This is a genomic window from Nocardia sputi (assembly GCF_023501985.1).
Map to the genome: position 1 here is coordinate 1 of NZ_JAMFLC010000050.1, position 23374 is coordinate 23374.

19 protein-coding genes and 6 pseudogenes are annotated in these 23374 nt (G+C 66.2%); 13 read left to right on the top strand and 12 right to left on the bottom strand.

Translation table 11 applies throughout. The annotated features are described in order from the left end of the window. The first annotated feature begins 188 nt into the window (after window positions 1-188). The 3 genes and pseudogenes from istA to M8859_RS35925 all read left to right on the top strand — a co-directional run bounded on the left by istA (window position 189) and on the right by M8859_RS35925 (window position 2906). Window positions 189-1419 (top strand): annotated as a pseudogene (gene istA / locus M8859_RS35915) (IS21 family transposase). Next, window positions 1419-2216 (top strand): IS21-like element helper ATPase IstB, encoded by a 798-nt coding sequence (gene istB / locus M8859_RS35920; RefSeq protein WP_195072265.1) that lies wholly within the window; start codon window positions 1419-1421, stop codon window positions 2214-2216. The pseudogene istA and the gene istB overlap by 1 nt, the downstream one beginning before the upstream one ends. Window positions 2217-2345: 129 nt before the next feature. Then, window positions 2346-2906, top strand: coding sequence for a TetR/AcrR family transcriptional regulator (locus M8859_RS35925; RefSeq protein WP_067892668.1), 561 nt, complete (start codon window positions 2346-2348; stop codon window positions 2904-2906). A 37-nt stretch (window positions 2907-2943) separates the two neighbouring features. On the opposite strand, the gene M8859_RS35930 is transcribed toward M8859_RS35925, so the two are convergent. Beyond that, a complete protein-coding gene (locus M8859_RS35930) occupies window positions 2944-4065 on the bottom strand; it encodes an alpha/beta hydrolase (protein ID WP_195072266.1) in 1122 nt (373 codons plus the stop codon). Between the two features lie 414 nt (window positions 4066-4479). Continuing rightward, a complete protein-coding gene (locus M8859_RS35935; protein ID WP_249645610.1) occupies window positions 4480-5781 on the bottom strand; it encodes a hypothetical protein in 1302 nt (433 codons plus the stop codon). Window positions 5782-6097: 316 nt separating this feature from the next. Here M8859_RS35935 and M8859_RS35940 point away from each other — a divergent pair, with 316 nt between their 5' ends. Together M8859_RS35940 and M8859_RS35945 are read left to right on the top strand one after the other, a co-directional pair. Further along, window positions 6098-7027 carry an ABC transporter ATP-binding protein gene (locus M8859_RS35940; protein WP_159930571.1) on the top strand — a complete coding sequence of 310 codons (930 nt, stop codon included), beginning with the start codon at window positions 6098-6100 and terminating at the stop codon, window positions 7025-7027. Continuing rightward, complete coding sequence (locus tag M8859_RS35945; RefSeq protein ID WP_159930570.1) at window positions 7024-8649, top strand: ABC transporter permease; 1626 nt, start codon at window positions 7024-7026, stop codon at window positions 8647-8649. The genes M8859_RS35940 and M8859_RS35945 overlap by 4 nt, the downstream gene beginning before the upstream one ends. 658 nt (window positions 8650-9307) lie before the next feature. Here M8859_RS35945 and M8859_RS35955 read toward each other — a convergent pair. Further along, window positions 9308-9937, bottom strand: coding sequence for a winged helix-turn-helix transcriptional regulator (locus M8859_RS35955; RefSeq protein ID WP_159930569.1), 630 nt, complete (start codon window positions 9935-9937; stop codon window positions 9308-9310). 57 nt (window positions 9938-9994) lie between these two features. Here M8859_RS35955 and M8859_RS35960 point away from each other — a divergent pair, with 57 nt between their 5' ends. Beyond that, entirely contained in the window at window positions 9995-10939 is a 945-nt protein-coding gene (locus M8859_RS35960; protein WP_308221263.1) for an alpha/beta fold hydrolase, read from the top strand. A 329-nt stretch (window positions 10940-11268) separates the two neighbouring features. Here M8859_RS35960 and M8859_RS35965 read toward each other — a convergent pair whose 3' ends face one another. From M8859_RS35965 to M8859_RS35980, 4 genes are all read right to left on the bottom strand, one after another. Next, complete coding sequence (locus M8859_RS35965) at window positions 11269-11895, bottom strand: dihydrofolate reductase family protein (RefSeq protein ID WP_223515655.1); 627 nt, start codon at window positions 11893-11895, stop codon at window positions 11269-11271. After that, window positions 11892-12368, bottom strand: coding sequence for an SRPBCC domain-containing protein (locus M8859_RS35970; protein WP_249645611.1), 477 nt, complete (start codon window positions 12366-12368; stop codon window positions 11892-11894). The genes M8859_RS35965 and M8859_RS35970 overlap by 4 nt, the downstream gene beginning before the upstream one ends. Then, the gene (locus M8859_RS35975) at window positions 12358-12702 is read right to left on the bottom strand and encodes an ArsR/SmtB family transcription factor (RefSeq protein ID WP_159930566.1); all 345 of its coding nucleotides are present in this window, start codon (window positions 12700-12702) and stop codon (window positions 12358-12360) included. Before M8859_RS35975 ends, M8859_RS35970 begins: the two co-directional genes overlap by 11 nt. A gap of 298 nt (window positions 12703-13000) precedes the next feature. Then, the gene (locus M8859_RS35980; protein ID WP_159930565.1) at window positions 13001-13330 is read right to left on the bottom strand and encodes a hypothetical protein; all 330 of its coding nucleotides are present in this window, start codon (window positions 13328-13330) and stop codon (window positions 13001-13003) included. Window positions 13331-13574: 244 nt separating this feature from the next. On the opposite strand from M8859_RS35980, the gene M8859_RS35985 reads away from it, so the two are divergent. Further along, a complete protein-coding gene (locus tag M8859_RS35985; protein ID WP_159930564.1) occupies window positions 13575-14471 on the top strand; it encodes a class I SAM-dependent methyltransferase in 897 nt (298 codons plus the stop codon). A gap of 310 nt (window positions 14472-14781) precedes the next feature. Beyond that, a pseudogene (locus M8859_RS35990) lies at window positions 14782-15408 on the top strand (DUF4158 domain-containing protein); the annotation flags it as partial. 335 nt (window positions 15409-15743) lie between these two features. On the opposite strand, the pseudogene M8859_RS35995 reads toward M8859_RS35990, so the two are convergent. After that, window positions 15744-16031: pseudogene (locus M8859_RS35995) on the bottom strand (lipase); the annotation flags it as partial. Window positions 16032-16335: 304 nt separating this feature from the next. On the opposite strand from M8859_RS35995, the gene M8859_RS36000 reads away from it, so the two are divergent. The 3 genes and pseudogenes from M8859_RS36000 to M8859_RS36010 all read left to right on the top strand — a co-directional run bounded on the left by M8859_RS36000 (window position 16336) and on the right by M8859_RS36010 (window position 19193). Next, window positions 16336-17115, top strand: a complete 780-nt coding sequence (locus M8859_RS36000) for an alpha/beta hydrolase (RefSeq protein ID WP_249645614.1) — start codon at window positions 16336-16338, stop codon at window positions 17113-17115. 61 nt (window positions 17116-17176) lie between these two features. Further along, a pseudogene (locus tag M8859_RS36005) lies at window positions 17177-18205 on the top strand (PTS sugar transporter subunit IIA); the annotation flags it as partial. Between the two features lie 228 nt (window positions 18206-18433). After that, window positions 18434-19193 (top strand): annotated as a pseudogene (locus M8859_RS36010) (DeoR/GlpR family DNA-binding transcription regulator). 258 nt (window positions 19194-19451) lie between these two features. On the opposite strand, the gene M8859_RS36015 reads toward M8859_RS36010, so the two are convergent. After that, window positions 19452-19985: a DivIVA domain-containing protein gene (locus M8859_RS36015; RefSeq protein ID WP_249645617.1), complete on the bottom strand. Its 534-nt coding sequence runs from the start codon at window positions 19983-19985 to the stop codon at window positions 19452-19454. Window positions 19986-20018: 33 nt separating this feature from the next. Beyond that, window positions 20019-20965: pseudogene (locus tag M8859_RS36020) on the bottom strand (putative PEP-binding protein); the annotation flags it as partial. 269 nt (window positions 20966-21234) lie between these two features. Between M8859_RS36020 and M8859_RS36025 the strand changes: the two are divergent. Further along, complete coding sequence (locus M8859_RS36025; protein WP_159930560.1) at window positions 21235-21684, top strand: hypothetical protein; 450 nt, start codon at window positions 21235-21237, stop codon at window positions 21682-21684. A 217-nt stretch (window positions 21685-21901) separates the two neighbouring features. After that, on the top strand, window positions 21902-22486 hold the full coding sequence (locus tag M8859_RS36030; RefSeq protein WP_249645615.1) for a hypothetical protein: 585 nt from the start codon (window positions 21902-21904) through the stop codon (window positions 22484-22486). Window positions 22487-22611: 125 nt separating this feature from the next. Here the strand turns inward: M8859_RS36030 and M8859_RS36035 are convergent, their stop codons facing one another. Continuing rightward, window positions 22612-23172 carry a dihydrofolate reductase family protein gene (locus M8859_RS36035; protein ID WP_159930558.1) on the bottom strand — a complete coding sequence of 187 codons (561 nt, stop codon included), beginning with the start codon at window positions 23170-23172 and terminating at the stop codon, window positions 22612-22614. A gap of 8 nt (window positions 23173-23180) precedes the next feature. Further along, window positions 23181-23374, bottom strand: a 194-nt coding sequence (locus tag M8859_RS36040) for an integrase core domain-containing protein (RefSeq protein ID WP_249645616.1), incomplete at its 5' end; no start/stop codon positions are given.

Sequence of the window (23374 nt, forward strand, 5' to 3'; positions counted from 1 at the left end):
TCAACCGCATCAAGATGATCAAACGCCAGATGTTCGGGCGCGCGAAACCAGACCTTCTTCGGAAGCGAATCCTGTTGAGCGACTGAGCGACCCGGACCAGCCGAATCACGGAATTTGTGCCAGATCCCCAATACTGACCTCTAGGTTCCGGGTGAACGCTGACCCACCACCCTGTGACGAATCATGAGGTGCTGAACGTGGAGGATTGGGCGGAGATTCGTCGGTTGCATCGTGGCGAGGGGATGCCGATCCGGGCGATTGCCCGGCATCTGCAGATCTCGAAGAACACGGTGAAGAAGGCGCTGGCGGCGCATGAGCCACCGAGATATGAACGGGCGTTGAAGGGTTCGGCGGTGGATGCGTTCGAGCCGCGGGTCCGTGCGTTGCTGGCTGAGTTCCCGGACATGCCGACAACGGTGATCATGGAACGGGTCGGCTGGCAGCGTGGCAAGACGGTGTTCTTCGATCGGGTCGCGCAGCTGCGGCCGTTGTTCAAACCTCCGGATCCGGCCTCGCGGATGGAGTATCAGGCCGGTGAGCTCGCGCAGTGCGACTTATGGTTCCCGCCGGCTGATATTCCGTTCGGGTTTGGTCACCTCGGTCGCCCGCCGGTGCTGGTCATGGTGACCGGGTATTCCCGGATGATCGCGGCGGTGATGATCCCGACGCGTCAGAGCCCTGACTTGCTGGCAGGCCATTGGGCGTTGATCTCGGGGTGGGGCGGGGTGCCGCGAGCGCTGGTGTGGGACAACGAGTCCGCGGTCGGTCACTGGCGTGGCGGCAAGCCGCAGCTGACCGATGCGATGAACGCCTTCCGCGGGATGCTCGGGATCAAGGTGATCCAATGCCGTCCTGGCGATCCCGAAGCCAAGGGCCTCGTCGAGCGCGCGAACGGCTATCTGGAATCTTCGTTCCTGCCCGGCCGAATCTTTACCAGCCCAACCGATTTCAACGCTCAACTGCACGATTGGCTCGGCAAGGCCAACCAGCGCCAGCATCGGCGCCTGGGGTGCCGCCCGGTCGATCGGTGGCCCGCGGACCGGGCCGCGATGCTCGAGCTACCGCCGGTGGATCCGGTGGTCGGCTGGCGGACCGCGACCCGGCTGCCGCGTGATCACTATGTGCGTCTGGACTCCAACGACTATTCGGTGCATCCCGCGGTGATCGGCCGCAACGTCGATGTCCGCGCCGACCTGAACGAGGTCGTGATCACCTGCGGCGGCGCCGAAGTCGGTCGCCACCAGCGCTGCTGGGGCATCGCACCAGACACTCAGCGATCCCGACCACGTGGCCGCCGCGAAAGACCTGCGGCGTTCCCGGCATCTGGCCACGGTCCCTGTGCTCGACACCGGCGTCGAGCACCGCGATCTGTCCACCTATGACCGGTTGCTCAACCTCGACAGCGAAGGGATCGCCTGATGGCCACCAAAACCTCCACCAACGGTGCCCGCAACGTCGGCTCCGAAATCGCCTATCTGGCACGAGCGCTCAAAGCACCCACCCTCGCCGGTGCCGTCGACCGGCTCGCCGAGCGCGCCCGCACCGAGAACTGGAGCCACGAGGAGTTCCTTGCCGCGTGTCTGCAACGCGAAGTCGCCGCCCGCGAAGCCCACGGCGGCGAGGGCCGCATCCGCGCCGCCCGCTTCCCCTCCCGGAAGTCGCTCGAAGAGTTCGACTTCGACCACCAGCGCTCGCTGAAACGCGACATCATCACCCATCTGGGCACCCTGGACTTCGTCGCGGCCCGCGAAAACGTCGTGTTCCTGGGTCCGCCCGGAACCGGCAAGACGCACCTGTCGATCGGGCTGTCCATCCGCGCCTGCCAGGCCGGTCATCGCGTGGCCTTCGCGACCGCCGCAGAGTGGGTTGCGCGGCTGGCCGAGGCTCACTCAGCCGGAAAACTGCAGGCAGAGCTGATTAAGCTCGGCCGGATTCCGCTGCTCGTTATCGATGAGGTCGGGTATATCCCGTTCGAATCCGAGGCCGCGAATCTGTTCTTCCAGCTGGTCTCGTCCCGATACGAGCGGGCAAGTTTGATCGTCACGAGCAACAAACCGTTCGGCCGCTGGGGAGAAGTATTCGGTGACGACGTCGTCGCCGCGGCCATGATCGACCGCCTGGTCCACCACGCCGAGGTCATCTCCCTCAAGGGCGACAGCTACCGTCTCAAGGACCGCGACCTGGGCCGCGTTCCCGCCGCCAAGACCAACGCCTGACCCCGAACGCGCGATATGCGGCAGAAGAGGATGTTCGTCGGACCGCCTGCCTGACAGTTCGCCCGCCGGCGACCGTTCTTGGGGGCTGGCCAAGATAGTATCGGGGCAGGAACTAGGTCGGGACTGGAGATGCCTCGCAACAGACGTCCGCAAGATCGGGAAGAGAAACGCGCCGAGATCGTGGTAGCCGCCCGGCGGTTATTCGTCGAGCAGGGATACGACGCGGCGTCGATGACGCGGATCGCCCGCGAGGCCGGGGTGGTGTCGAACACGCTGTACTGGTACTTCCAGGACAAGGACGCGGTCTTGATCGCGGTTTTGGACGCGGTCCTGGCCGACTCGATGGCCTCCTACAGCCAAGTGCTGGACTCAGGGCTGGCCGATCGGGTGTTGTGGCTGGTCGAGGAATTGGAGCAGTTGGGCCGGCTGGTCAGCACCGTGCACACGCGCGCCGAGGAATCCGCGGCCATCCAGGAATGGCACGAACAGTTCCACGCGCTGGCCGAGGGATTGTTCCGGGCCGAGCTGATCGAGCTCGGCGTGCCCGCCGACGAGGTGGATCCGCTGGTCGAGATCGGCGTTTTTGTTGTCGAGGGCATGCTGACGCATCCGGGCGAGCAGGCCCAGCGGCGCGCGGTGATCGAGACGTTGCTCGCCAGCGCCCGCGGTCTTGCCGCCGCGGCGGGCTGAGTGCCCGGTCCGCGCACGTCCACGAGTCGGGAGCGACCTACCGCGTGGTGGCTGCTGTGTCGTCGAATTGTGTTGCCAGGAAATAGAGTTGGTCACCCACGGCGCGTTCGAAGTGCTCGCCCAGGTAGATGCCGAAGTGGTCGCACGGGTAGCTCTGGAGGTGCACGTGCGCCAGGCCCCGTGCGTGACGCTCGGTGGTCTGCGCGGGCGCGGCGGCGTCGTTGTCGCAGACACACAGCAGTGTCGGAGTGTTGAAGCATGCCAGTGCGCGACCGGGCCGATCCAGTGGAAGGCGCAGCACCAGCCGTGCGGCCAGGGCGTTGGCGGCGTCGAATTCACCGTCCGGGCCGCGCAGGACACCCCACATGCTGTCGCGCCCGACACCGGTCACAGGTTCTTCCCCGCCATCGATCTCGGTCAGCTCGATGTTCTTCGACACCTGAGCCCGCACCGAGGGCAGCTGTTTCAGTAACGCACTGGTGCGCCGCGAGAGCCGGGTCCCCGCGGGCAGAAGTGCCGACGCACCGGCTAGGGCGTCGGGTGAGGCCACGAACGCGGGCATCCAGGACGTACCCGCCATCGGCAACAGGATCGGTTTGGCGCCGAACAAGGAACCGATCGTGTCGAGGACACCGGCCACTGTCAACGCCACTGCGCTCAAGGGGCCGGTCCGGATACGTGCGCGCAACGACGCCGGTCCGTCGGTGAACGGGCACTGGGCCACGACTGCGGCGATACGGGTGTCTTCGGCGGCGACCTGGAGGACATGGCCGCCCCCGAAAGAGCTGCCCCACAACGCGATCCGGTCGACATCGACCTCAGGTAGTGTGCGCGCGTAGGCCAGTGCGGCATGCCAGTCGGCGCGTTGGCGGCCGATATCGAGGAGCTGGCGCGGTGCTCCGCCGCTGGCTCCGAGGTGGCGGTAGTCGAACACCAGCACCGACCACCCCGCCTCGGCGAACCGTTGCGCGTAGGCATCCAGGCGCATCTCTCGAACTGCCCCGAGCCCGTGTCCCATGATCACCATCGGGCGGGGGTCGTGCAGGTCGGGTGCGGTATACAGCCATGCCGCGCACTCGTCCTGGCCCGAGCGGAACGAGACCTCACTCCGCCGCACCGCGACCGCCTCACGCCGATCGGCCTGCCCACTGATTTCCATGATTCGCGTCCTCCCGCTTGACCACCATTCTTCTTGGACGCCATCCAAGAAGCCGGCCGTGGCAACGGTAGAGGCTTCTTGGACGTCAGTCAAGAAAGCGGGGGCCCGCGGATCTGATTGGCGACACCCCGAACCCGAATCGCGTTGTAATCGGCATTACCGGACGCCGTCGGGCTCGGGTGGGTCACGGTTGAGCTGGAAGAGATGGGTCACGGTTAGGACCGATCAATGTGGGCGTACGTCGAAATCACGGTGTCAATCGTTCCAGGGTCGCCGACCGTGCGAAGGGAACGGCTTACCGCTGCAACCCTTCCTTCCCGGTACATCGGCCCTCGCACAACCGGCGGGATGGCTGTGTCGGTAGATCGGCTCGCTGAGCTTCGGCGGTGACGCGTGATCGCTGACGCGTGGCTCTTACCTATCAGCAGGGGGTTCGCTGTCGGATTCGTTTCCCAGGTGCGGTGTCCCGCTGCGCCGCAATCTGTACAGCGCGGCGAGTCCGAGGGCGCTACCGATGGTGAGGGCGAGCGCCGCGAGCGCCGGCGAGGCGCTGGGCGGGGGTTGTTCGCCGTGCCAGTTCCGCACCGCATACGGCGACACCGAGACCACCGTGGGGAGATAGAGCGCGGCAATCGCCAGCACGCCGCTCGAGGTCTCGTGTGGGCATGCCACGCCACAGCAGTAGCCCGCAGTCAGTGCGATCACGATACTGATCGCCACGAAGCCTGCGCGGTTGGCATCTGCAGCGCCGGTGAGAGCGAAGATCGTGATACCTGTGATGAGTGTGATGGCTGTTGCCGTGGAGCGGGCACGGTTGCCTACGGCTATGCCGACTCCGGCCACAGCGATCAACACCGCCACCGCCCAGCCAGGGCGGGGGGCGTAACCGATTGCGTCGGCTGCGGCGGTGAGGCTTACCGCCAGGTACACCCCGACGCCGTCGCGGCCGGGTAGCAGCACGGCTGCGACGGTCGCACTGATGATCGTCGCAGCCACGACTATCCCGATATGCACCGCGTGACTGTCGGCTGGGGCGTTGCTGAACTGTCGGCCGAGCCACTCGGTGGCCGACAGCACAACCATTGCCAGCACGATCGCCGCGAAGATCGGCGCCAACGGCAACTCGCCATGTATCCATGGTGGCCCAGGCTCCCCGGCCGGCGCCCGATTTCGCAGCGTGGCAATGACCAGCAGTGCCGCGGTTGCCGAGATCAACCAGCGAGGTGGGGTCTCCGACACCGTCTGCAGATCTGGATCGAGACCCAGCATCTGCGCCAAACCCCCGAACGCGAAGAAGCTGATTCCACCCAGCGCGAAACCCGCGGCGGGCAACGGCCGAGGCAGTACCACCGCCCCGAGCGCGCCGAGCACCACCGCGCCGCACAGGGCGTCCAGATAGTTCTGCGTGGTCAGTAGATCCGCGGAGGGCACCTGCGGTGCGGCCAGGTGGTTGATCAGCTGAGCCACCGAGCCCGCCGCGGCCGCCGCCCACCCGAGCACCGGCCGGCCGGTCGTGGTGATCCCAACCGCCACGATGACCGCAACGATCACGGCCAGTGCCGCGCTGCGGGGCACGTTGTTGAGCAGCCCCGTGAGCTGGTACGACGTCGCTGCGGGCCGGGCACGGACGGCGACCGGCAAGAACAGCGTGACCCCGGCGACCGCCGCTGCGACGAAGGCCGTCGCCGCATCGAAGACCTCGCCGGTTCTGCTCACAGTTGCCCGAGGCGCTTGTGATCGCACCACGCCTCAACGATTGCCGCAAATAATCTGCATACGACAACTGAAGCAGAACATCTGCGCAATGTATCGAACGTAGGCCACGTGCGGCATGTGGCCGGTTCCCGGTCCCGTCCACGTTGCTTCGACAGGGCTGAATCGGTTGGCATCCCCCAACGCGGGATCGCCCGCGGCCACGACCGGACCCTCTGTCGAAAGGCCGCGGCGACGGCCACGGTGGCGTATCTTTCTTCTCAGGAGCGCCGGGAAGTCTGGTCGGCATGTCATATCCGCCGACCTTGGAAGGGCTTCCATGTCCACTGCTGCAGCGGCGCTGTCCGCGCGCGCCACCGATACCCGCGCAGCCGTTTCGATCGAGCATCTGTCCAAACGCTTCGGCCGCACCGTCGCGGTCGAGGACCTCACCTTGGACGTCGCTCCCGGCGAGGTGTTCGGGTTCCTCGGGCCCAACGGGGCGGGGAAGTCGACCACCATCCGGCTGCTTCTCGGCCTGATCCGACCCACCGCCGGCACGGTGCGGGTGTTCGGCGCCGACGCCGCCGATGTGCGACGTGCCCACCACCACCTCGCATACGTGCCCGCCGACGTCGCCTTGTGGCCGTCGTTGACCGGCGCCGAGACCCTCGAGCTGCTCGCCCGGGTAGGGCCGGGCACCGACGTGGCGTATCGCGACGAGCTGATCGACCGCTTCGCCCTCGACGTGGACAAACCCGCCAAGACCTACTCAACCGGCAACAGGCAGAAAGTCGCTTTGATCGCGGCGTTCGCTTCCCGGGCGCCGCTGCTGGTCCTCGACGAGCCGACCAGCGGGCTGGACCCCTTCATGGAACGCGAGTTCCGGCACTGCGTCGCCGAAGCCCGCGATCGCGGGCAGACAGTGTTTCTCAGTTCGCACATGCTCGGCGAGGTCGAGGCGTTGTGCGATCGGGTCGCGATCCTGCGCTCCGGCCGGCTCGTGGAGATCGCGACCCTGGCCGAGCTGCGCCGGCTGCGCCGCACCATCGTGGAAATCACCTACCAGGGCCAGGCGCCGACGTTGAGCGACGTGGACGGTGTCGAGGCCGTCGAAGCACTCGACGAAGGACGAATGCGGTTCACGCTGTCCGGGCCCGCGGCACCGGCGCTGCGCGCCCTCGCCGCGGCACAAGTGACGGCACTGTCCTCACGCGAACCCACCCTCGAGGAGATCTTCCTCGACTACTACGGGCAGGCACGGCAATGACCGCCACCACGGCCGGCTCGCAACCGGTGAACGTCCCCGCGCCGGGGCGGGCAGCGGCCCGGCTCACCCGACGCCAGGCGCGGCGCGGGGCAGCGATCGTCGCGCTCACCGCCACCGGCCTGTCGGCTCTCGTCGCGGCCCAGTACCGCACCACCTTCGCCGACACCATGGATTCCGATGCCCTGCACGCATTGGCCGAGAACCCCGCCGTGCGCGTCCTGTTCGGCGCTCCGCTCGCCCTCGACGATCCGGGCGGGTTCACCGTCTGGCGCACTGGCACCCCCGTCATGGTGCTGTGCGGCGTATGGGCGCTGTTGACCGCCACCCGGCTCACCCGTGGCGAGGAAGAGGCCGGGCATTGGGAGCTGTTGCTCGGCGGCAGGCTACGCGGGGTGGACCTGCTCGCGCGCTGCGCCGGCACACTGTGGCTGGCCGCCACCGTGATCGCACTCGGGGTCGGGGCCGGGCTGGTCGTGACCGGCACCGACCCCGCCGGAGCGGTCCTGCACGCGGCATCGGTGTTCGCCACCACCGCGATCTTCGCGGGCGTGGGACTGCTCGCCGCGCAACTGTTGCCGTCGCGGGCAGCGGCCACCGGGCTGGCCTCGGCCGTGCTCGGGGTGTGCCTGCTGCTGCGCATGCTCTCCGACGGTGTCGCCGCGCTCGCCTGGACTGCGTGGCTGACCCCGTTCGGCCTCGCCGCCCGCAGCGCACCGTACGCGGACAACCGGGTCGCACCGTTGCTCGTCCTGCTCGGGTTTGCGATCGTGCCGGCCGCGTGCGCTCTCGTCACCGCGGCAGGACGTGACCTCGGCGGCGCCGTGATCGACCTGTCCGACACCCGGGCAGCCCGGACCCGTCTGCTCGGATCGGTGGCCGGTTTCGCTGTACGGCGTACTGTTGCGCCCACCACCGGGTGGGCGGTCGGGATCGCCGCCTACTTCCTGCTGATCGGGGCGCTGATTTCCTCGATCCTCCAATTCTTCGACAAAAACCCCCGTTTCGCCGAACTCGCGGCGACAGCCGGTTTCGGTGGCCTCGCATCGGCTTCCGGGTTCGCCGCGACGATGTTCGCGCTGCTCGCCATCCCGTCCGGGCTCTACGCCGCCATCCGGATCGCAGCCATGGCCGCCGATGAGAAGGCCCGCCGCTGGACCGCCCTGCACGCTCTGCCGCTGTCACGGTACCGCTCGACCGGAACAGAAATCGCCGTCACCGCCACCGGGCTCGCAGTCCTGCTGTTCACCGCCGCGGTCGCGATGTGGGCTGGTGCGGTGCTCACCGGTGCGCCGCTCGGCCTCGGTGAGGCCCTCGCCGGTGCCGCCAACGTCGCCCCGGTGGCCCTGCTCGCGCTCGGCGCCGCGGTCCTGGCACTGGGCTGGTACCCCGACGCCGTCGGTGCGATCGGCGCGGTGCCCGTCGTCGGAGGATTCCTGCTCGACGTCCTAGCTCACAGCATCGGCGCACCTGCCTGGGTCCGCGAAATCTCACCGTTCACCCACCTCGCCGCCGTACCCGCCACCGCACCCGACTGGGCCGCAAGCACCGCGCTCACCACCATCGCCGCCGCCATGGCAGCGATCGGACTCTACGGCTACACCCGCCGCGACCTGAGAGGCTGACCGCTGCAACAAGCTCTTACCGTGGTCCCGCAGGTGCGTCACCGGGCGGTGTCGTCACCCGACGTGCCAGCCAGCCACGCCTCTCTCGCGGTCGTCGGTTCGACGGCAGGGACACGCGCGGCGCGTTCGCGGCCCACGCCCTATTTCGGGGCGGTGGTTTCGATCGGATCGCTTTACCGTGATTGGCTCGAGGAGCCGTACGTATTCCACATCCCCCAACAGATCGCAACAGTTGTCCACGAGATTGGTTCTATCGGCGATCTGTGACGTCACCGATCGGTGGACCCTGACGTCACTCTCGATCTGAAGATGTTCGTGTTGGCGAATTTTGACGTCGTGATCTTGGTTGCGGTGCAAGGATGCGTGTGCTTCGCCCCATACACATGCGTTGGAGGGAGTCGCCGTGGCCTCGTCAGACGAAGGTCGAGCTCTACGCCGCTATCCGACGTGACGCGCGAGTGGGGATGTCGGGTCGGGCGTTGCAGACGAAGTACTGGGTCGGTTGGCGCACAGTCTAAGCCGCGACGACCGCCGCTTGGCCGAACGAGCGTAAGAAGTATCCAACGCGAGGTTCCAAGCTCGATCCGCCAGAGCCGCTGCCGCCGGGTGACGTCGAGATTGACCGATAATTCCCAGGTCAGCTGGCGGAACGACCCTGTCAGGCGGCGAAGACGGTGCGGACGACGGACTCGTCGCCGTCGACCTCGACCAGCCCGAGAGAGCGGGCATCGATGAGGGAGAAGGCGCCGGCGGCGAGGCCAAGGACATAGGCAGGATCGGCGCGGACGGTGGCGTCGAGATGGCGACCGTCTTGCGGGCCGACCTCGAAGCCCGAGCTCGTCGCGCGGAGTTGTAAAGGCGCGTCACCGATCTCGAGACCGACCGTCGCCGAGGGACGAACCTCGACCCGGGTGTCGAGCAAGGCCGGGAGTGCGAGAGCGAGCCACTCAGGGCGAAAGGAATCACCGTCGGCGGGCCCACTGGCCATCAACGGAGTGGACCAGCGAATCAAGCTCTCGATCGGCTGGCGTAACTGGGCACCCCACGGCGTCAGGGCGTACTCGACCACGCTGCCCTCGCCCGTCAGTCGCCGCTCGACCACGCCCGAGGCTTCGAGGTCACGCAACCGGTCGGCGAGCAGGTTGGTCGCGATGCCGGGCAGGCCCTCGATCAGGTCACGGTAGCGGGCGGGCGCTACGAGGAGCTGGCGGACGATGAGCAGGTTCCACCGGTCACCGACGACTTCGAGAGAACGGGCAAGCCCGCAGTACTGGCCATAGCTACGCATCATTTCTACTATCGCTTGATGTTCTAAAGTGTGCGTGAGATGCTCAAGCATACCTTGATGCCGAGCCCTGAGGGGGCCACCATGGCCGATACCACCAAGAGCGTGCGGCCCGGTTGGGTCGATGACGAACTGTTCCCGTTCGAGAGTCGATTCGTCGACATCGGCGGGCATACCGTCCACTATGTCGATGAGGGGTCGGGTCCCACACTGCTGTTCCTACATGGCAACCCGACCTGGTCGTTCCTGTGGCGCGACGTGATCCGCGCACTGCGCGACGATTTCCGGTGCATCGCCCTCGACTACCCGGGCTTCGGTCTGTCGACGGCAAAGCCCGGCTACCGCTACCTGCCAGAGCAGCACGCGGACGTAGTCACCGAGGTCGTCGACGCGCTCAGCCTCGATGGCGTCACGCTGGTCGGGCAAGACTGGGGCGGCATGATCGGCCTGGCGGTCGTGCAGCGACGGCCCGACGTCTTCGATCGGTTGGTGCTAGCCAACACCTGGGCCTGGCCGGTCAACGGCATTCTCCACTTCGAGGCCTTCGGTCGCATCATCGGCGGACTCCCCGTCCGCTTCTTGGTCCGGCGGCTCAACCTCCTCGTCAATGCCTTCATCCCCACAGGCCACCGAAGGCGCAAGCCCACCGCGGCCGAAATGACCCACTACAGCCAGGCGTTGGGCACTCCGGAGCGGCGCCAGGCCTCCGCCGTGCTTCCCGGGCGGGTCCTCGCCAGCCGGGACTTCTTCGCCGAGGTCGAGGCCGGGCTCACCAACCTCGCCCACATGCCGACACTGATCGTGTGGGGTGACGCCGACATCGCCTTCCGTTCCCAGGAGCGTGAGCGCCTGGAAGCGACGTTCACCGACCACAGGACCGTGATCGTCGAGGGCGCGGGCACCTACGTGGAGTCCGATGCGCCCGAGGAATTCGTCTCTGCGATTCGAGACTGGGCAGCCAGGCAGCGTGGAGACGCGAGTCGAGCGGGTGAGACAGGCCTATAGGCCTCTCGCTCGCTCGGTCGCGACGGCAGTGCCCGGAAGGGCGCGCCCGATGACGGAACCGCTGCGGCGCATTCCTCTGCGGGACTGAGTGACAAAGCCATCGCGGGCGCGCTCGACCGGCTGATCGAGATCCGCACGCACGGCGCCATCACCGGAAGCGCCTGGCAACCGCGTACTGATTCTGCCCGGAACAGCGGACCTGCCGGCAGGATGGCGCGAAACATGAGCGCGTACTGCCGGACGACCAGACCAGGCGCAAACTGCTGCGCGTGCGCGCGCAGCAGTTTGCGCCACGATCCCTCGACCACATCGCAGTGCCGTGGAAGGGCTCAGACGAACTGGGCGACGCCGTCGAATTCCGCAATTGGTGCGGGTCCACCGACTTCGTATTCGAGCAGGAGCAGGCCGCGACTGGTGGCCTCGTGGCGGGTGAGTCGAAAGCCGGTGGTCGGGCCGGCGCCGCTGAGTAGTCGTCTTCCTGTTCGCAGCACGGTGGGGGCGACAGCGAGTCGGACGATGTCGACCAGGCCGGCGGCGAGCAGGCAATCGCCGAGGTGTGAGCTGCCGTGGATCTGCAATTCGCGGCCCGGTCGACGTTTCAGGTCGACGACGGTGGCGACCGGGTCGCCGGGTAGCAGTGTTGTCGGTTTCCAGCTACCCGCTGTCAGGGTGTTGGAGACCACGTACTTCGGCAGTGCGTTCATTCGCTCGGTGAAGGGATCACGGGGATCGGTGATAGCGGGCCAGTCCCGCGCGAACGCCTCGTAGGTGCGGCGCCCGAGCAGCAGTCCGTCGGCGGCATCGAGCCATTCGGAGGTGCGCTGAATGAACATCTCGTCCAGATAGGGCACCAGCCAGCCACCGCGATCGAAGTCGTCGCTGGTGTCCTCGGCCGGTGAACCGGGTCCCTGGCTGACTCCGTCGAGGGTGACGAACTGGATGAGCGCGAGCTTCATGCCCTGACCTCGCTCTCGACGAGCGCGGTGAGTTGCTCGGTGACCGTCCCCCACCCGTGCGCGAATCCCAGTTCTTCGTGACGAGCCCGCGCGGCCGGATCCCCGTGCCGGACGAGTGCCCGGTAGTCGGTGCCGTCCGGGTGATCGCGCAAGGTGATCTCGGCTGTCATCGGCACCGGAGCCCCCGTGGCCGGACGCCAGCTGCTGTCGAGCGCGTTGGTGAACACGAGGCGTTCGCGCTGCTCGACCACCAGGAAACAGGCGTCCAGGTGTGGGACGAATTCCGTACCGTCGTCACTCATCGTGGTTACGAAAGCACCCGCGGGCCTGATCTCGAGTCTTTCGACGCGACACAGGGTCGGCGCGGGAACCCACCACCGCGCAAGGCTGCTCGCATCAGTCCAAGCGTTCCATACGCTCGCACGCGGCGCACGGATGACGCGGTGGACGGTGAGGTCGAGATCAGGATTCATCGGTGGACTCCTTGGTTTCGGTGAGGAATTGCTCTAGCCGGTCGGTGCGGCCTTCCCAGACGCGGCGCTGTTCGGCCAGCCAGTCCTCGACCAGCCGGAACCGTTCGCGGTCCAGTTCGCATCGGCGCACCCGACCGGTTTTGACCGTCCGGATCAGCCCGCTGGACTCGAGGACGCGAATGTGTTTCAAGAACGACGGCAACGTGATCGGCGCGGACTCGGCCAACTCCCCGACGCTGGCAGGACCGGACCCGAGGCGCTGGACCACTGCGCGGCGAGACGGATCCGCCAGCGCGGCGAATACGTCGTCCAGCACCACAGAATACTTAGCCATGAGGCTAAGTATTAGCCCAGCTTGCTCCACAGCGCAAGTCGCGGACCCGTAGAACAAGGCCGCAGCACGGGAGCGGCCGAGTGCGTGGTCTCTAAGCTCGTTCTCGCCGGGTCCGCCAGGTGGCTCGGTCTGAGCGTCGCTGTCACGGCGGGCTCCGGCCGCGTGTTGATGGGCACGCATGATCCCGGAGTCGATGCTGATCTGCCACCCGATCCTGCCAAGCTTTTGACACACGCTCCATCGAGCGTGCGGAAAACTCCTGGTGGACCCAGGCGGTTGCACGTGCCGATCGCGGCCCTTATCCGGCTGCTGACGGTGGTCGTCCTTCCAGGCGCAGGAATCCGGGACGGTTGGCAGCGATTTCCAGCCAGCCGGCGGGGTCGGCGATCAGAGCGTTGCCTTCGCCGTCCCACCACAGGACCCGATACAGCTGGTCGCGCTCACCTTCTCGGACGACAGCATGGACATTGCCGATCGCCGGATACGGTGACCGCTCGTGAGCAGGGTTGGTGTGGAGGACGGCAGGGTTCGTCGACGACTCACCGCGGCCGTGACGAGCAACTGCATGCGCAGACAGCCCCCCAGGAACGAAAGGGGCTTGTTCTGAGCAATTTTCGATCGTGGTCATGTGATCAGGGGTAACCCGACAGCCCCGAAGACAACTCCTCGACCCGCCTCCCGAGAGCAAAGTGATACACGAGTGGGGGTGCCGCGTGCAGCGGGTTGCCATCTTTCGCTTAGGTAGCACCACCGAGGTACTGATGCGGCGGCGTTACTGAGAAGGCAGGGTCGAACCAATCGACCCAGTGAAGCGCGTTCGGTCGTCTTCGAGACAGGGTCGAGAAGTATCGGCTGAGAGAATTGGAGAACCCATGCGTACCGAGGGAGACTCTTGGGATATCGTGAGCAGTGTCGGCGTCACTGCCCTGGGTGTTGCTGCTGCGCGGGCACTGGAGTCCGGGCAGCCCGACCCACTGGTCCGGGATGATTTCGCTGCAATGTTCGTGTCCGCCTCCGGCCATGAAGGGTTGCAGCATCTGCTCGACAATCCAGCCGCGGCGGCGAAGTCACCTTTGATGCTCGGAGCCATCGGACTTCGTACCAAATTCTTCGACAATTTCTGCGTGTCCGCCACAGTTGCCGGTGTGCGGCAGGCAGTAATCCTGGCTGCTGGCTTGGATGCCCGTTCCTTTCGGTTGCCATGGCCGCCCGACACAGTCGTCTTCGAAGTCGATCAGCCCAAGGTGCTGGACTTCAAGCGGCAGGTGCTGACCGACAACGACGCGGTCGCTGGGGTAGATCGCCGCGAAATCCCGACGGATCTGCGTGACGATTGGCCAGCAGCCCTGCTGGCGGGCGGGTTCGACCCTGCAGCTCCCACGGCATGGATCGCGGAAGGCCTATTGCCCTATCTGCCGGGCACTGCTCAAGATCTGCTGTTCGAACGCATCCATCGACTCTCGGCGCCGGGTAGCCGGGCGGCGTGCGACATGATTACCGATTTCGATCCCCTCGACCGTTTTGCCGACAGTCGTGGCGACGACCTGAAAGACACGCTGTTCCGAGACAACGATCCCATGAACTTGATCTACACCGACGACCGCACGAACCCCGATGTCTGGTTCGCTGCACACGAATGGTCTACGGATTCCGCCAGTTCGCAGGAGCTGGCGGCCCGATTCGGTCGGCCGATCGCCGAGCTGCCTGAAGCGTTGGCGCTGATAATGAGCATCACCCGCTACGTCACTGCCTCGTGGCCACCCGCATGAGCCCAGTTCGGCGCCGAAGCGGCGGTATTCGTCGAGCCGCTGGCGTAGGCCGCGTCTGCCGGTGGCGCCGGGCTCGGCTTTGCCGATGTAGAGCACCGGTTCGCCGGGTACCCATGCGGCTTGCAGTTCGGTGACGGGCAGGGTCGGGTCCCGGTCCTTCCAGGGGTCCCGGTAGAACTCGCGCGAAAAACAACGACAATGGCTGGACCAGCACCGATGTCGTGTTGTCTTGTTTGGGCTGCGGGTGTGCTGGGGTGGTGGTTGGCTTGGCTGCCGTTGAGGTTGGTTGGTGTGCTGGAGGTCGGGTTTCGTGGCGACGCGGGTGTTCGCGGACGAGGAATTGGCGCGTCTGCGGGAGTTTCCGGAGATCAGCCGGGAGGAGTTGTTCCGGTTCTTCACGCTCACTCCGTCTGATGTCGCGTTTTTGACGCCGGGGCGGGGGCGTGGCCCGGAAGAAAGGTTGGGTTTGGCGGTGGCGTTGTGCACGCTGCCGTGGTTGGGGTTCGTGCCGGACAGGGTGGCTGATGCGCCGCCGGTGGCGGTGGCTCGGTTGGCCGAGCAGCTGAAAGTTGATGCTTCGCTGATCCGTTCCTACGGCAAGCGGGCACAAACCCGCACTGAGCACCTGCGGCTGGTTGCGCAGTTCCTGGGGTGGCGGCCGCCGGGGTCGATGGAGCTGAAGGAACTGGATGAGTTCCTGCTGGCGCGGTCGATGGAGCATGATTCCCCGACGTTGTTGTTCCAGCTCGCGTGCGAGTATCTGGTGTCGGCGCGGGTGATCCGGCCAGGCCCGGAGACGCTGGTTCGCCGTGTCGCGCATGCACGCGAGCAGGCTCAGTCCGAGACCTATGATCGGCTGGCGCACGAGTTCACCCTCGAGCGGTGCGCGGGGTTGGATGCGCTGCTGGACATCGATCTCTCGCTGGGAACCTCACAATTCGGGTCATGTGAGATGAAAACTTGCCGGGTAGGTTCGGCCATCTACCCGACGCACGAGGAGTTCGAAATGCTCGCAGTACGTGGATTGGCCGTCGCCGCCCTGATCAGTGCCGCAACCGTGGCCGGCGTCGGAGCGGCAGGCGCGGCGCCGTTGCCGCTCGAACCGCAGACGATCGCACCGGCCGAGTCGGTCGCGGGGAGCTGTGGCGGCGTCACCGAACCGTTCGCGGCGCTGGTGTGCGCCCTCAGCAGCCTGTCCGGCGGCCGGGGCCCTGGCTTCCCGTGATCTGACAGCTCCTGCGGCCGCTCGATGAGCGGCCGCAGGCAGCAGGCTCAGCCGAACAGGCCGCGCACGAACGGCACCGAGTCGGGCAGTGACGCGTTGACCGTTCCGCTGTGGTCGTCGTTGTAGGTGTGCAGCGGCACCGGTTGACCGTTTGCCCGCAGCACCGCGGCGAAGCGGAGCGTCTCCGGCGTGATCACGTCGGAGACGCGCAGGCCCTGGCCGAGGAACAGCGGCTTGTCGTAACCGGATTCGGGCAGGCCGAGGTAGCGGCTGAGCAGGCCGTGCAGGTCGGGGATCTGCGCAAGCGGCTTGCTGAACAGATTGCCGACGACCACGCATTCCACGACCTGATCGGTGACAACGAACGCCGCGCGTTGAGCCCGCTGTTCTGGTCCAATATCAACCCCTACGGCCGATTCCGACTCGACATGAACACCCGCCTGGACCTCACCCGGGAACACGTCCCGGGCTGAGGCCGTATCCGACGCGGTATCGAGTGCGGTGATGTCAAAAGCGAGTAGACAGCACCACAGCGCGCAGCATCGACCAATCGCCGCAGGTAGAAAGGTGATTCCCGAGCCTCGAGCGCCCTGGCGGACGCGAGTTGTGTCCGCCGAGTTCCGCGTCGATGCTCGGAGTGTGGACTACATCGGATACGCGGGGTTCCTCCCCGACCAGTACCGTCAGGAATCGCTGATCCATCCGACTCCGACGTGGTGGTCGTGGCGCGGCAAACGCGTCCACGTCGCCCGCGCCGCCAACCGTGACGCGGGGGTGCGGGCACTGGCCATTCACGGGGCGGGCGGCTACTCGGGTCTGCTGTGGCCCCTCGCCGCACTCGCCGCACGGGAGGACGTGGACGTGATGGCCGTGGATCTCCCGCTGTACGGAGATACCGTCGAACCGGATCCGGGTTCGGTGCGCTACGAGGATTGGATCGATCTGCTCTGCGAATTCGTGCGTGCCGAAACGAAATCCGATGACCGGCCACTGGTTCTGTTCGGTGCCAGCATGGGCGGAATGCTGGCCTACGAGGTCGCCGCGCGCACCGGTGCCGTCGCCCACGTGATCGCGACCTGCCTACTCGATCCCGGCGATCCCGCTGCCTGCCGCGCGGCCACCCGCTGGTCGTTCACCGGCACAGCCGCGCCCGTTCTGCTGCGCGCGATGGACCCGTTGCTCGGTCGCGTCCAAGTACCGATCCGCTGGGTAGTCGAATCGCTTGTCGTGGCAGTGAGGTATCGATGCAGGGAGGTTTTCGGTATCTCGGTCTTGGTTGCGATTTCGCCGAGGCTGCGTCCTTGTTCGCGCAGAGGCGGGCGTAGTCGATTCTGTCGTCGGGATGGGCGGCGGGCCGTCCGATGCGGCGGCCTTTGGCTTCGGCGACGGCACGGGCGTGGGCGGCGCGTTCGGCGGTGAAGGTGCGTTCCATCTTCGCGAACAATGCTAGTAGCAGGAACGCGATGCGCCCCATGCCCGCTCCGGTTTGCGCGCGCCCGCCGCGCCCGGATCGATCATTGCGGTGTATGCGCAGACTGCCAGCGGCAGCTTTCTCGGAGTCACGCTGTCCGTCGTCGGCGCGGCGACCGTGACGTTTCTGGTCGCTGTTCTCCTGCTGAAAACAGACCGCGTCACCGACGAGCCCGACCTGGCCGAAGCCACCGCAGCCATGGAGGCGATGAAAGGCAAGCGTTCCATTGCCTCCGCCGCGCTCTCGTCGAACGACACGGTCGCCATATCAACTATTTCCAGCATTGTTTTCGCTTGTGATGCCGGCATGGGCTCCTCCGCCATGGGTGCCTCCGTACTGCGAAGGAAGATCCAGAGCGCAGGATTCGCTGAGGTCAGCGTCGTCAACCAGGCGATCTCGAACCTTACCGACAGCTATGACCTGGTTGTCACCCACACGGACCTGGCCGACCGGGCACGGGAGCGGACGCCCTCGGCCATTCACGTCACTATCGATGACTTCATGAACAGTCCCGAGTACGACGAGATCGTCGCCATGATCGCACGTGCCAACCGGGTCAGTGCCCCGGTGGACGACGAGCCGGTCCAGAAAGACCCGACCGCAGGCACCGACGTGCTCGCCCTCGACTCGATTGTGCTGTCCGGTCAGGCCGGCACCAGGGCCGACGCCATCAACGAGGCCGGCCGACTGCTGGTCGCCGTAGGCGCAGTCGACGCGTCGTACGTCGACTCCATGCATGAGCGGGAACGATCGATCTCCACTTACATGGGCAACGGGCTTGCGATTCCGCACGGCACAAATGCTGCGAAAACCGAGGTTCGCCATACGGGGATATCGCTCGTGCGCTACCCAGAGGCCATCGACTGGAACGGCAAGCCGGTCGAGTTCGTCATCGGTATCGCGGCGACCGGGGACGATCATCTGGCTCTGCTGAACCGCATCGCACAGGTCTTCGTGAATGGGGACCAGGTTGCGCGCCTCCGTGCGGCGCGGACGACCGATGAGGTCAAAGCGGTCCTCGATCACGGTCACGATTGATGCGGACGTGCCCGTAGGACGGGTGGTCGCCGACCTGCCGGCTGACGCCGACCGCTCGCCATGGGGATGTCACAGGAGAGGACACCAGGCCAACCGAGGCTTGGCAGAGAACCCGGTACGTATGTGAGGGGTGCCGGGTTCTCTTTCCTGCCGTGACCAGCGTCATCCCGTTCAAAGGTTCCGGTCGGCCTGCAGTGCGTCCAGTGGCGATGGAGCAGAATGCCCTACGTGGATTCAGACACGCGTCAGTCGAAAATTTTGGAATACGCCCGGACCAGCGGCAGGGTCGAAGTGGGCGCGCTGGCTTCCGAATTCGGGGTCGCTACAGAGACCATCCGCCGGGATCTGCGAGTGCTCGCTGATCGCAAGCTGGTCAAACGGGTACACGGCGGAGCGATCCCGCTCGAGAGCGCGGCGTTCGAGTCGGGCGTCGATTACCGCAGCCGAGTGGACCTTGCTCAGAAGCACCGAATTGCCGCCGCCGCGGCGGGCCTGCTGCACGGAGCCGAAACCATATACCTCGATGAGGGATTCACACCGCGCCTCATTGCCGAGAAGATCGCCGACCACGAGCTGACCGTGGTCACCTCGTCGTTGCTCGCCGCCGAGGTTCTTGCTGACAGCGCTGGGATTACTGTTCTGTTGCTCGGAGGACGCATGCGCGGCCGCACGCTGGCCACCGTGGACGACTGGGCACTGCGCATGCTGGGCGAGCTCGTCATCGATCTCGCCTATCTCGGTACGAACGGTATTTCGGTAGAGCATGGCCTCACGACGCCGGATCCGGCGGTCGCCGCTGTGAAGAGCCAAGCAGTCAACCGCTCCAAGCGCCGTGTTCTCGTCGCCGCCGACAGCAAGTTCGGGATGACCAGCTTCTGCCGCTTCGCCGAGGTCGCGGACTTCGAGACATTGGTTACCGGCACAGAACTGCCCCCAGCGGAGGCCCGGCGGTTCGAAGGCTCTCGGCCCCTCGGTCATACGCGCGTGACCGTGCTCGGAACCCGTTGCCGCCCTCGATGACACCGGCCCGAACCGATGCCGGTTATCGCCCGTCTCGAGGTTCACGCCGTTGTGAACCGCGGTCGGCGTCGTTGCCGGGCAGCGCGGGTGTCGAAATCCCGCACCTCGAGACGGACGAATCCCGGTACCAGGCCCTATTCGATCTTCCAGTGCACTTCCCTCTCCCTGGCGACATCTCTGGCTCTGTGCTGTTCAGATGGCCGGTCGGATCGGTTCCTCTCCCCTGTCATCGGATTCGGCCGCTCGGGATTCCGCTCGTTCCCAACGGCAGCTGGAGATGTCGTGCGCGTATTTCGTTCACCATTTCCGAGTAGCCCTCGCGCGCCTCGCCGAGGTGAAACCACGCCTGGTGCCGCAGTTCGACGTCCGCCGAATGCAAAACCGTCCACCATGCCTCGGCGTAGGTCTTCGCGATGTGGCTGATCACTTCGCCCAGCGAATGCGTATGTTTGCGTGCATTTTTCGTGCGCGGTATGTTTCGCGCCGCCCACGCGTCGATCTCGGTCACGACTCTATCGATCAGTGCACGTACCTGCTCACAATCGAAGCCTCGCCGCGGCACTCGGTCGAACTGGAACCGTAGTAGTTCGGCGTGCAGATCACCCAGTTCGCGCGCCCACCCGACGAGCGGCAGGGCGCTGGTGAAGCGGCCGGAGATCGCCTGAAAAAGCTGTGCAGGTTCCAGCAACGGCACGGTGCGGGGCGACAGGGGTTGACCGTCGGATTGCTGTGCCGCTGATGTGAACCTGTTCACAAACATCGTTGATGGCCTTACCAGGATATATCCCCCCGCGAGCACAGATCTGGCCGCGGCGCGGGCGGCTTGCGGATCGGTCGTCGACAGGACCGCTGTGGCGGCGCGGTTACAGTCGTCGATCGTGACGGTGGCCAGTTCGGCCCCGACGGCGGCGATCGCGGTGGCGGCCGCGGACAGGGAGGTGATGCCGAAACCAGCGAGCACGCAGGCCATATCCGGTCGGCGGCCATCGCGTACTGGGCGAGGTCGTTGGTGCCGATCGACGCGAAGTCGACGTGCTCGAGGATGGCTTCGGTCATGATCGCGGCCGCGGGCACCTCGATCATGACGCCGGGCACCAGCCCGCGGGCACGGACCTGGTCGGCGAACGCCTTCGCTTCTGCCGCAGTGGAAATCATCGCGGCCATCACCCACGGGGCGTGTCCGCTGTCGGCTGCTGCGGCGATGGCGTCGAGCTGGCGGTCGAGCAGTCCGCTGTCACGCGCGGCGATCCGGAATCCACGCACACCCAGCGCGGGGTTGGCCTCGTCGACATGGCCGGCGAAGCGCAGCGGCTTGTCGGATCCGGCATCGAGCGTGCGGATGACCACCTTCGCCTCGGGGTAGGCGTCGAGCACTTCACGATAGCGGGCCATCTGCTCCTCGGCAGTCGGCTCGGATTCGCGGTCGAGGAAGCACAATTCGGTCCGAAACAGTCCGACACCCTCGGCCGGGCCGCGGCGTGCAGCCCATGCCTCGGTGCCGTCCTGCACGTTCGCCAGAACCTCGACTCGATGTCCGTCGGCAGTGGCGCCGAGTCCGGTCCACCGCGCTGCCCGGTCCGCCGAGGCACGGTAGGCCGTGACGGCCGACACCGCGGTCTCAGGATCCGGGCGCACGAATACGCGCCCGGCTGATCCGTCCAGCAGGATGTCCCTCCCGGCGGCGACGTCGTCGAGCCCGTCGACAGCGACCACACATGGGAGGCCGAGCTGGCGCGCGACAGCTTTCCTGGTCGGCATGGCATGAGCCGACCAGGGACAGGCGTCGGGCACGGACTGGCTCGTCACCCTCCGCAGGTCGGCGAGATCACCGACCATGAACGCGGGTGTCCTGTGCCAGTGAAAGTAAGCTACTGAGCTGGCCGCTGCTCGGCGGCCGAAACTGCCGCTGGCCGACTACTGAACCCGGGCCCTCACCAGCGCACGGAAGAACGATGCGACGCCGGCCGGGATCAAGAGTGGTTGTCAGTGGTGGGTGCCAAGATCACCGCATGGGAGTTATCTATGGCTACTTCGCTGCTGCAGACGATGACGACGCGATCCGGGCCGTGGTGCGCGAGGACGACGAACCGGCCGCGACGGGCTATGACGGGTTCGATGTCAACGGCGTAGACCCGACTATCGACCTGCTGCCGGCAGAAGTGATCCTTACAGGCCGGCCGGACGAGGCTGTCCGGGCCGACCCGCGGCATGGCCACCTGCTCGCGACCGTCGACGAGGGAGAGCTGGTGTGTCTGTCGCTGACGGATTCCCTGCGTGATGCGCTCGCCGCCGCTGATCACGCTTCGCTGCATGGCGTTGCCCGGGAATGGGCCGCCTCGGACGTGTTCCCCACACCGCCGGATCCGGACGGCCTCGCGTGGTTCCTCGGCCAGGCCGCTGGCCTGGCCAGCCGGGCGGTTGTGCGAGGACAACGCCTCTACTGCTGGATCTGTATCTGACGAGCTTCGTGAGTGCCGTGGCCGTAAGGTACGGCGTCCCCGACGAACCCGCGCCAGCGATCCGGCCGCATCACCGACAAACTGAGTCGTTCTAATCGTGGCCGACTGGGCTGTCGTGGATGGATCAGCGACGATTCGCGATGAACGCAGCACCACATCCACTGATTCGAAATGTTGGGAAGGGAGCTTGATCGTCCGAAATGAAAAGTCGTCCGAAATGAGGAAGCTGGGGGTGACCCTGCCGCGACTTGCTGTCTTGCGCACGCTCACCCGGACCGCGCGGCCTGCGGGCGAGTTGGCTACTGCATGCGGTCAACAGCACGGGCACGTCCTGCGGATTGTCGACTGGCTGACCGGCCACGGTTTCGCCGAGGAAGGGGTCGGGTGGGCGCTGACCGCTATCGGCCGAGCTGGGATCGAGACCGGTGTGCGTGAGCAACTGACCCGATCGCAGCGCTCGGTGCTGGAGGATCTCGGTCGCGTCGAGGACGCGCGGGCATTGACCGACCTTGCCCCCGCCGCACCAACACCGCAGGGTCTTCCAGCCCTCCCACTCACACCACCGGGCATGCGGACCGTCTCTCCGACCACCTTGTTCGAGCAGGTATTTCGGGGAACTCAATGCCCCAGTGAGCAGGCTCACTGGGGCATTGAGCTCCGAACTCTCGTCTACCTAGGACCGCCCGACGAGATTCTCTCCGACGTCGAGTCGGGTTCGCCTGTCGGGCCCGCTTCGGTACGAGCGCAGCATCTACTGGCCCAGGCCAGGCATGGTGCGCCCACACTCGCAGAGACCCGCTGAACCTTGTGTGATCGTCATAGGGCAACCTCCAATGTGGTGAACGTGTGTTCGATTGTGACATGTGGGGCCCGCGGTTCGGTGGCAGGCTCGCACCGACCTTCGATCACCGCGCGGCGCTTCGGGATTCAGGCCGCAGCGTAGCGGGTGTAGGTGACGCCCCCGCGAAACGCCTTGCTGTCGAGCAGCGTCAGGGCGGGCAGTTCGACGCCGTCGGGAAACAGTCGCCTGCCGCGGCCTTGCACGGTCGGGTAGGTGAAGAGTCGATACTCGTCCACAACGCCCGCAGCGATCAGGGCGTGACACAGCGTGATACTGCCGGTGACCACGATGTCGCGGCCGGCCTGCTCCTTCAGCGCACGAACCTCAGCGACGAGGTCGCCCGACAGAATCGTCGAGTTGTCCCAGCCCGGATCGGTCATCGTTGCCGAGACGACGTACTTGTGCACCTGGTTGAGGTAGTCGGCGATGCCCGTCGGGTCGTCGGTCTGGTTGGGCCAATAGCCGCGAAAGTCCGTAAAGGTATTGCGGCCGAGCAGCAGCCCGTCCGCCTCGCTGTCCTGTTTGTGCAACTCCGCAAGAAGATCGGAATTAGCGGCGCCGCCCTGTCCCTGCGGGTCGAACCAGTCGCCGAGCATCTCGATCGCCCCGTCGACAGTGATGTTCTGGGTGATCGCCAACGTCCGCATGCATCCTCCTAGGTGTACTGACCTGAGAGGTTGGGGACGCGGCTGGCTGGTGGGTGTCCGCCGAGTGCGGTGTGACCGCGGTGGTGATTGTAGGCGTGAAGCCAGTCGGTGAACGCGGCGCGGCGTTCGGTTTCGGACCGGTAGGGGCGGGCGTAGGCCCATTCCTCGAGCAGGGTGCGGTTGAACCGTTCGACCTTGCCGT

Excerpts from the sequence above, each read along its gene's own strand:
- M8859_RS35965 (WP_223515655.1), bottom strand. The coding sequence starts at position 11,895 with ATGAAGCTCGCGCTCATCCAGTTCGTCACCCTCGACGGAGTCAGCCAG.
- M8859_RS35940 (WP_159930571.1), top strand. The coding sequence starts at position 6,098 with ATGTCCACTGCTGCAGCGGCGCTGTCCGCGCGCGCCACCGATACCCGC.
- M8859_RS36025 (WP_159930560.1), top strand. The coding sequence starts at position 21,235 with ATGGGAGTTATCTATGGCTACTTCGCTGCTGCAGACGATGACGACGCG.
- M8859_RS35970 (WP_249645611.1), bottom strand. The coding sequence starts at position 12,368 with ATGAATCCTGATCTCGACCTCACCGTCCACCGCGTCATCCGTGCGCCG.
- M8859_RS35930 (WP_195072266.1), bottom strand. The coding sequence starts at position 4,065 with ATGGAAATCAGTGGGCAGGCCGATCGGCGTGAGGCGGTCGCGGTGCGG.
- M8859_RS35980 (WP_159930565.1), bottom strand. The coding sequence starts at position 13,330 with ATGACCACGATCGAAAATTGCTCAGAACAAGCCCCTTTCGTTCCTGGG.
- M8859_RS35975 (WP_159930566.1), bottom strand. The coding sequence starts at position 12,702 with ATGGCTAAGTATTCTGTGGTGCTGGACGACGTATTCGCCGCGCTGGCG.
- M8859_RS35960 (WP_308221263.1), top strand. The coding sequence starts at position 9,995 with ATGCCGAGCCCTGAGGGGGCCACCATGGCCGATACCACCAAGAGCGTG.
- M8859_RS35955 (WP_159930569.1), bottom strand. The coding sequence starts at position 9,937 with ATGCGTAGCTATGGCCAGTACTGCGGGCTTGCCCGTTCTCTCGAAGTC.
- M8859_RS36035 (WP_159930558.1), bottom strand. The coding sequence starts at position 23,172 with ATGCGGACGTTGGCGATCACCCAGAACATCACTGTCGACGGGGCGATC.
- istB (WP_195072265.1), top strand. The coding sequence starts at position 1,419 with ATGGCCACCAAAACCTCCACCAACGGTGCCCGCAACGTCGGCTCCGAA.
- M8859_RS35945 (WP_159930570.1), top strand. The coding sequence starts at position 7,024 with ATGACCGCCACCACGGCCGGCTCGCAACCGGTGAACGTCCCCGCGCCG.
- M8859_RS36015 (WP_249645617.1), bottom strand. The coding sequence starts at position 19,985 with ATGTTTGTGAACAGGTTCACATCAGCGGCACAGCAATCCGACGGTCAA.
- M8859_RS36030 (WP_249645615.1), top strand. The coding sequence starts at position 21,902 with ATGAGGAAGCTGGGGGTGACCCTGCCGCGACTTGCTGTCTTGCGCACG.
- M8859_RS35925 (WP_067892668.1), top strand. The coding sequence starts at position 2,346 with ATGCCTCGCAACAGACGTCCGCAAGATCGGGAAGAGAAACGCGCCGAG.
- M8859_RS35985 (WP_159930564.1), top strand. The coding sequence starts at position 13,575 with ATGCGTACCGAGGGAGACTCTTGGGATATCGTGAGCAGTGTCGGCGTC.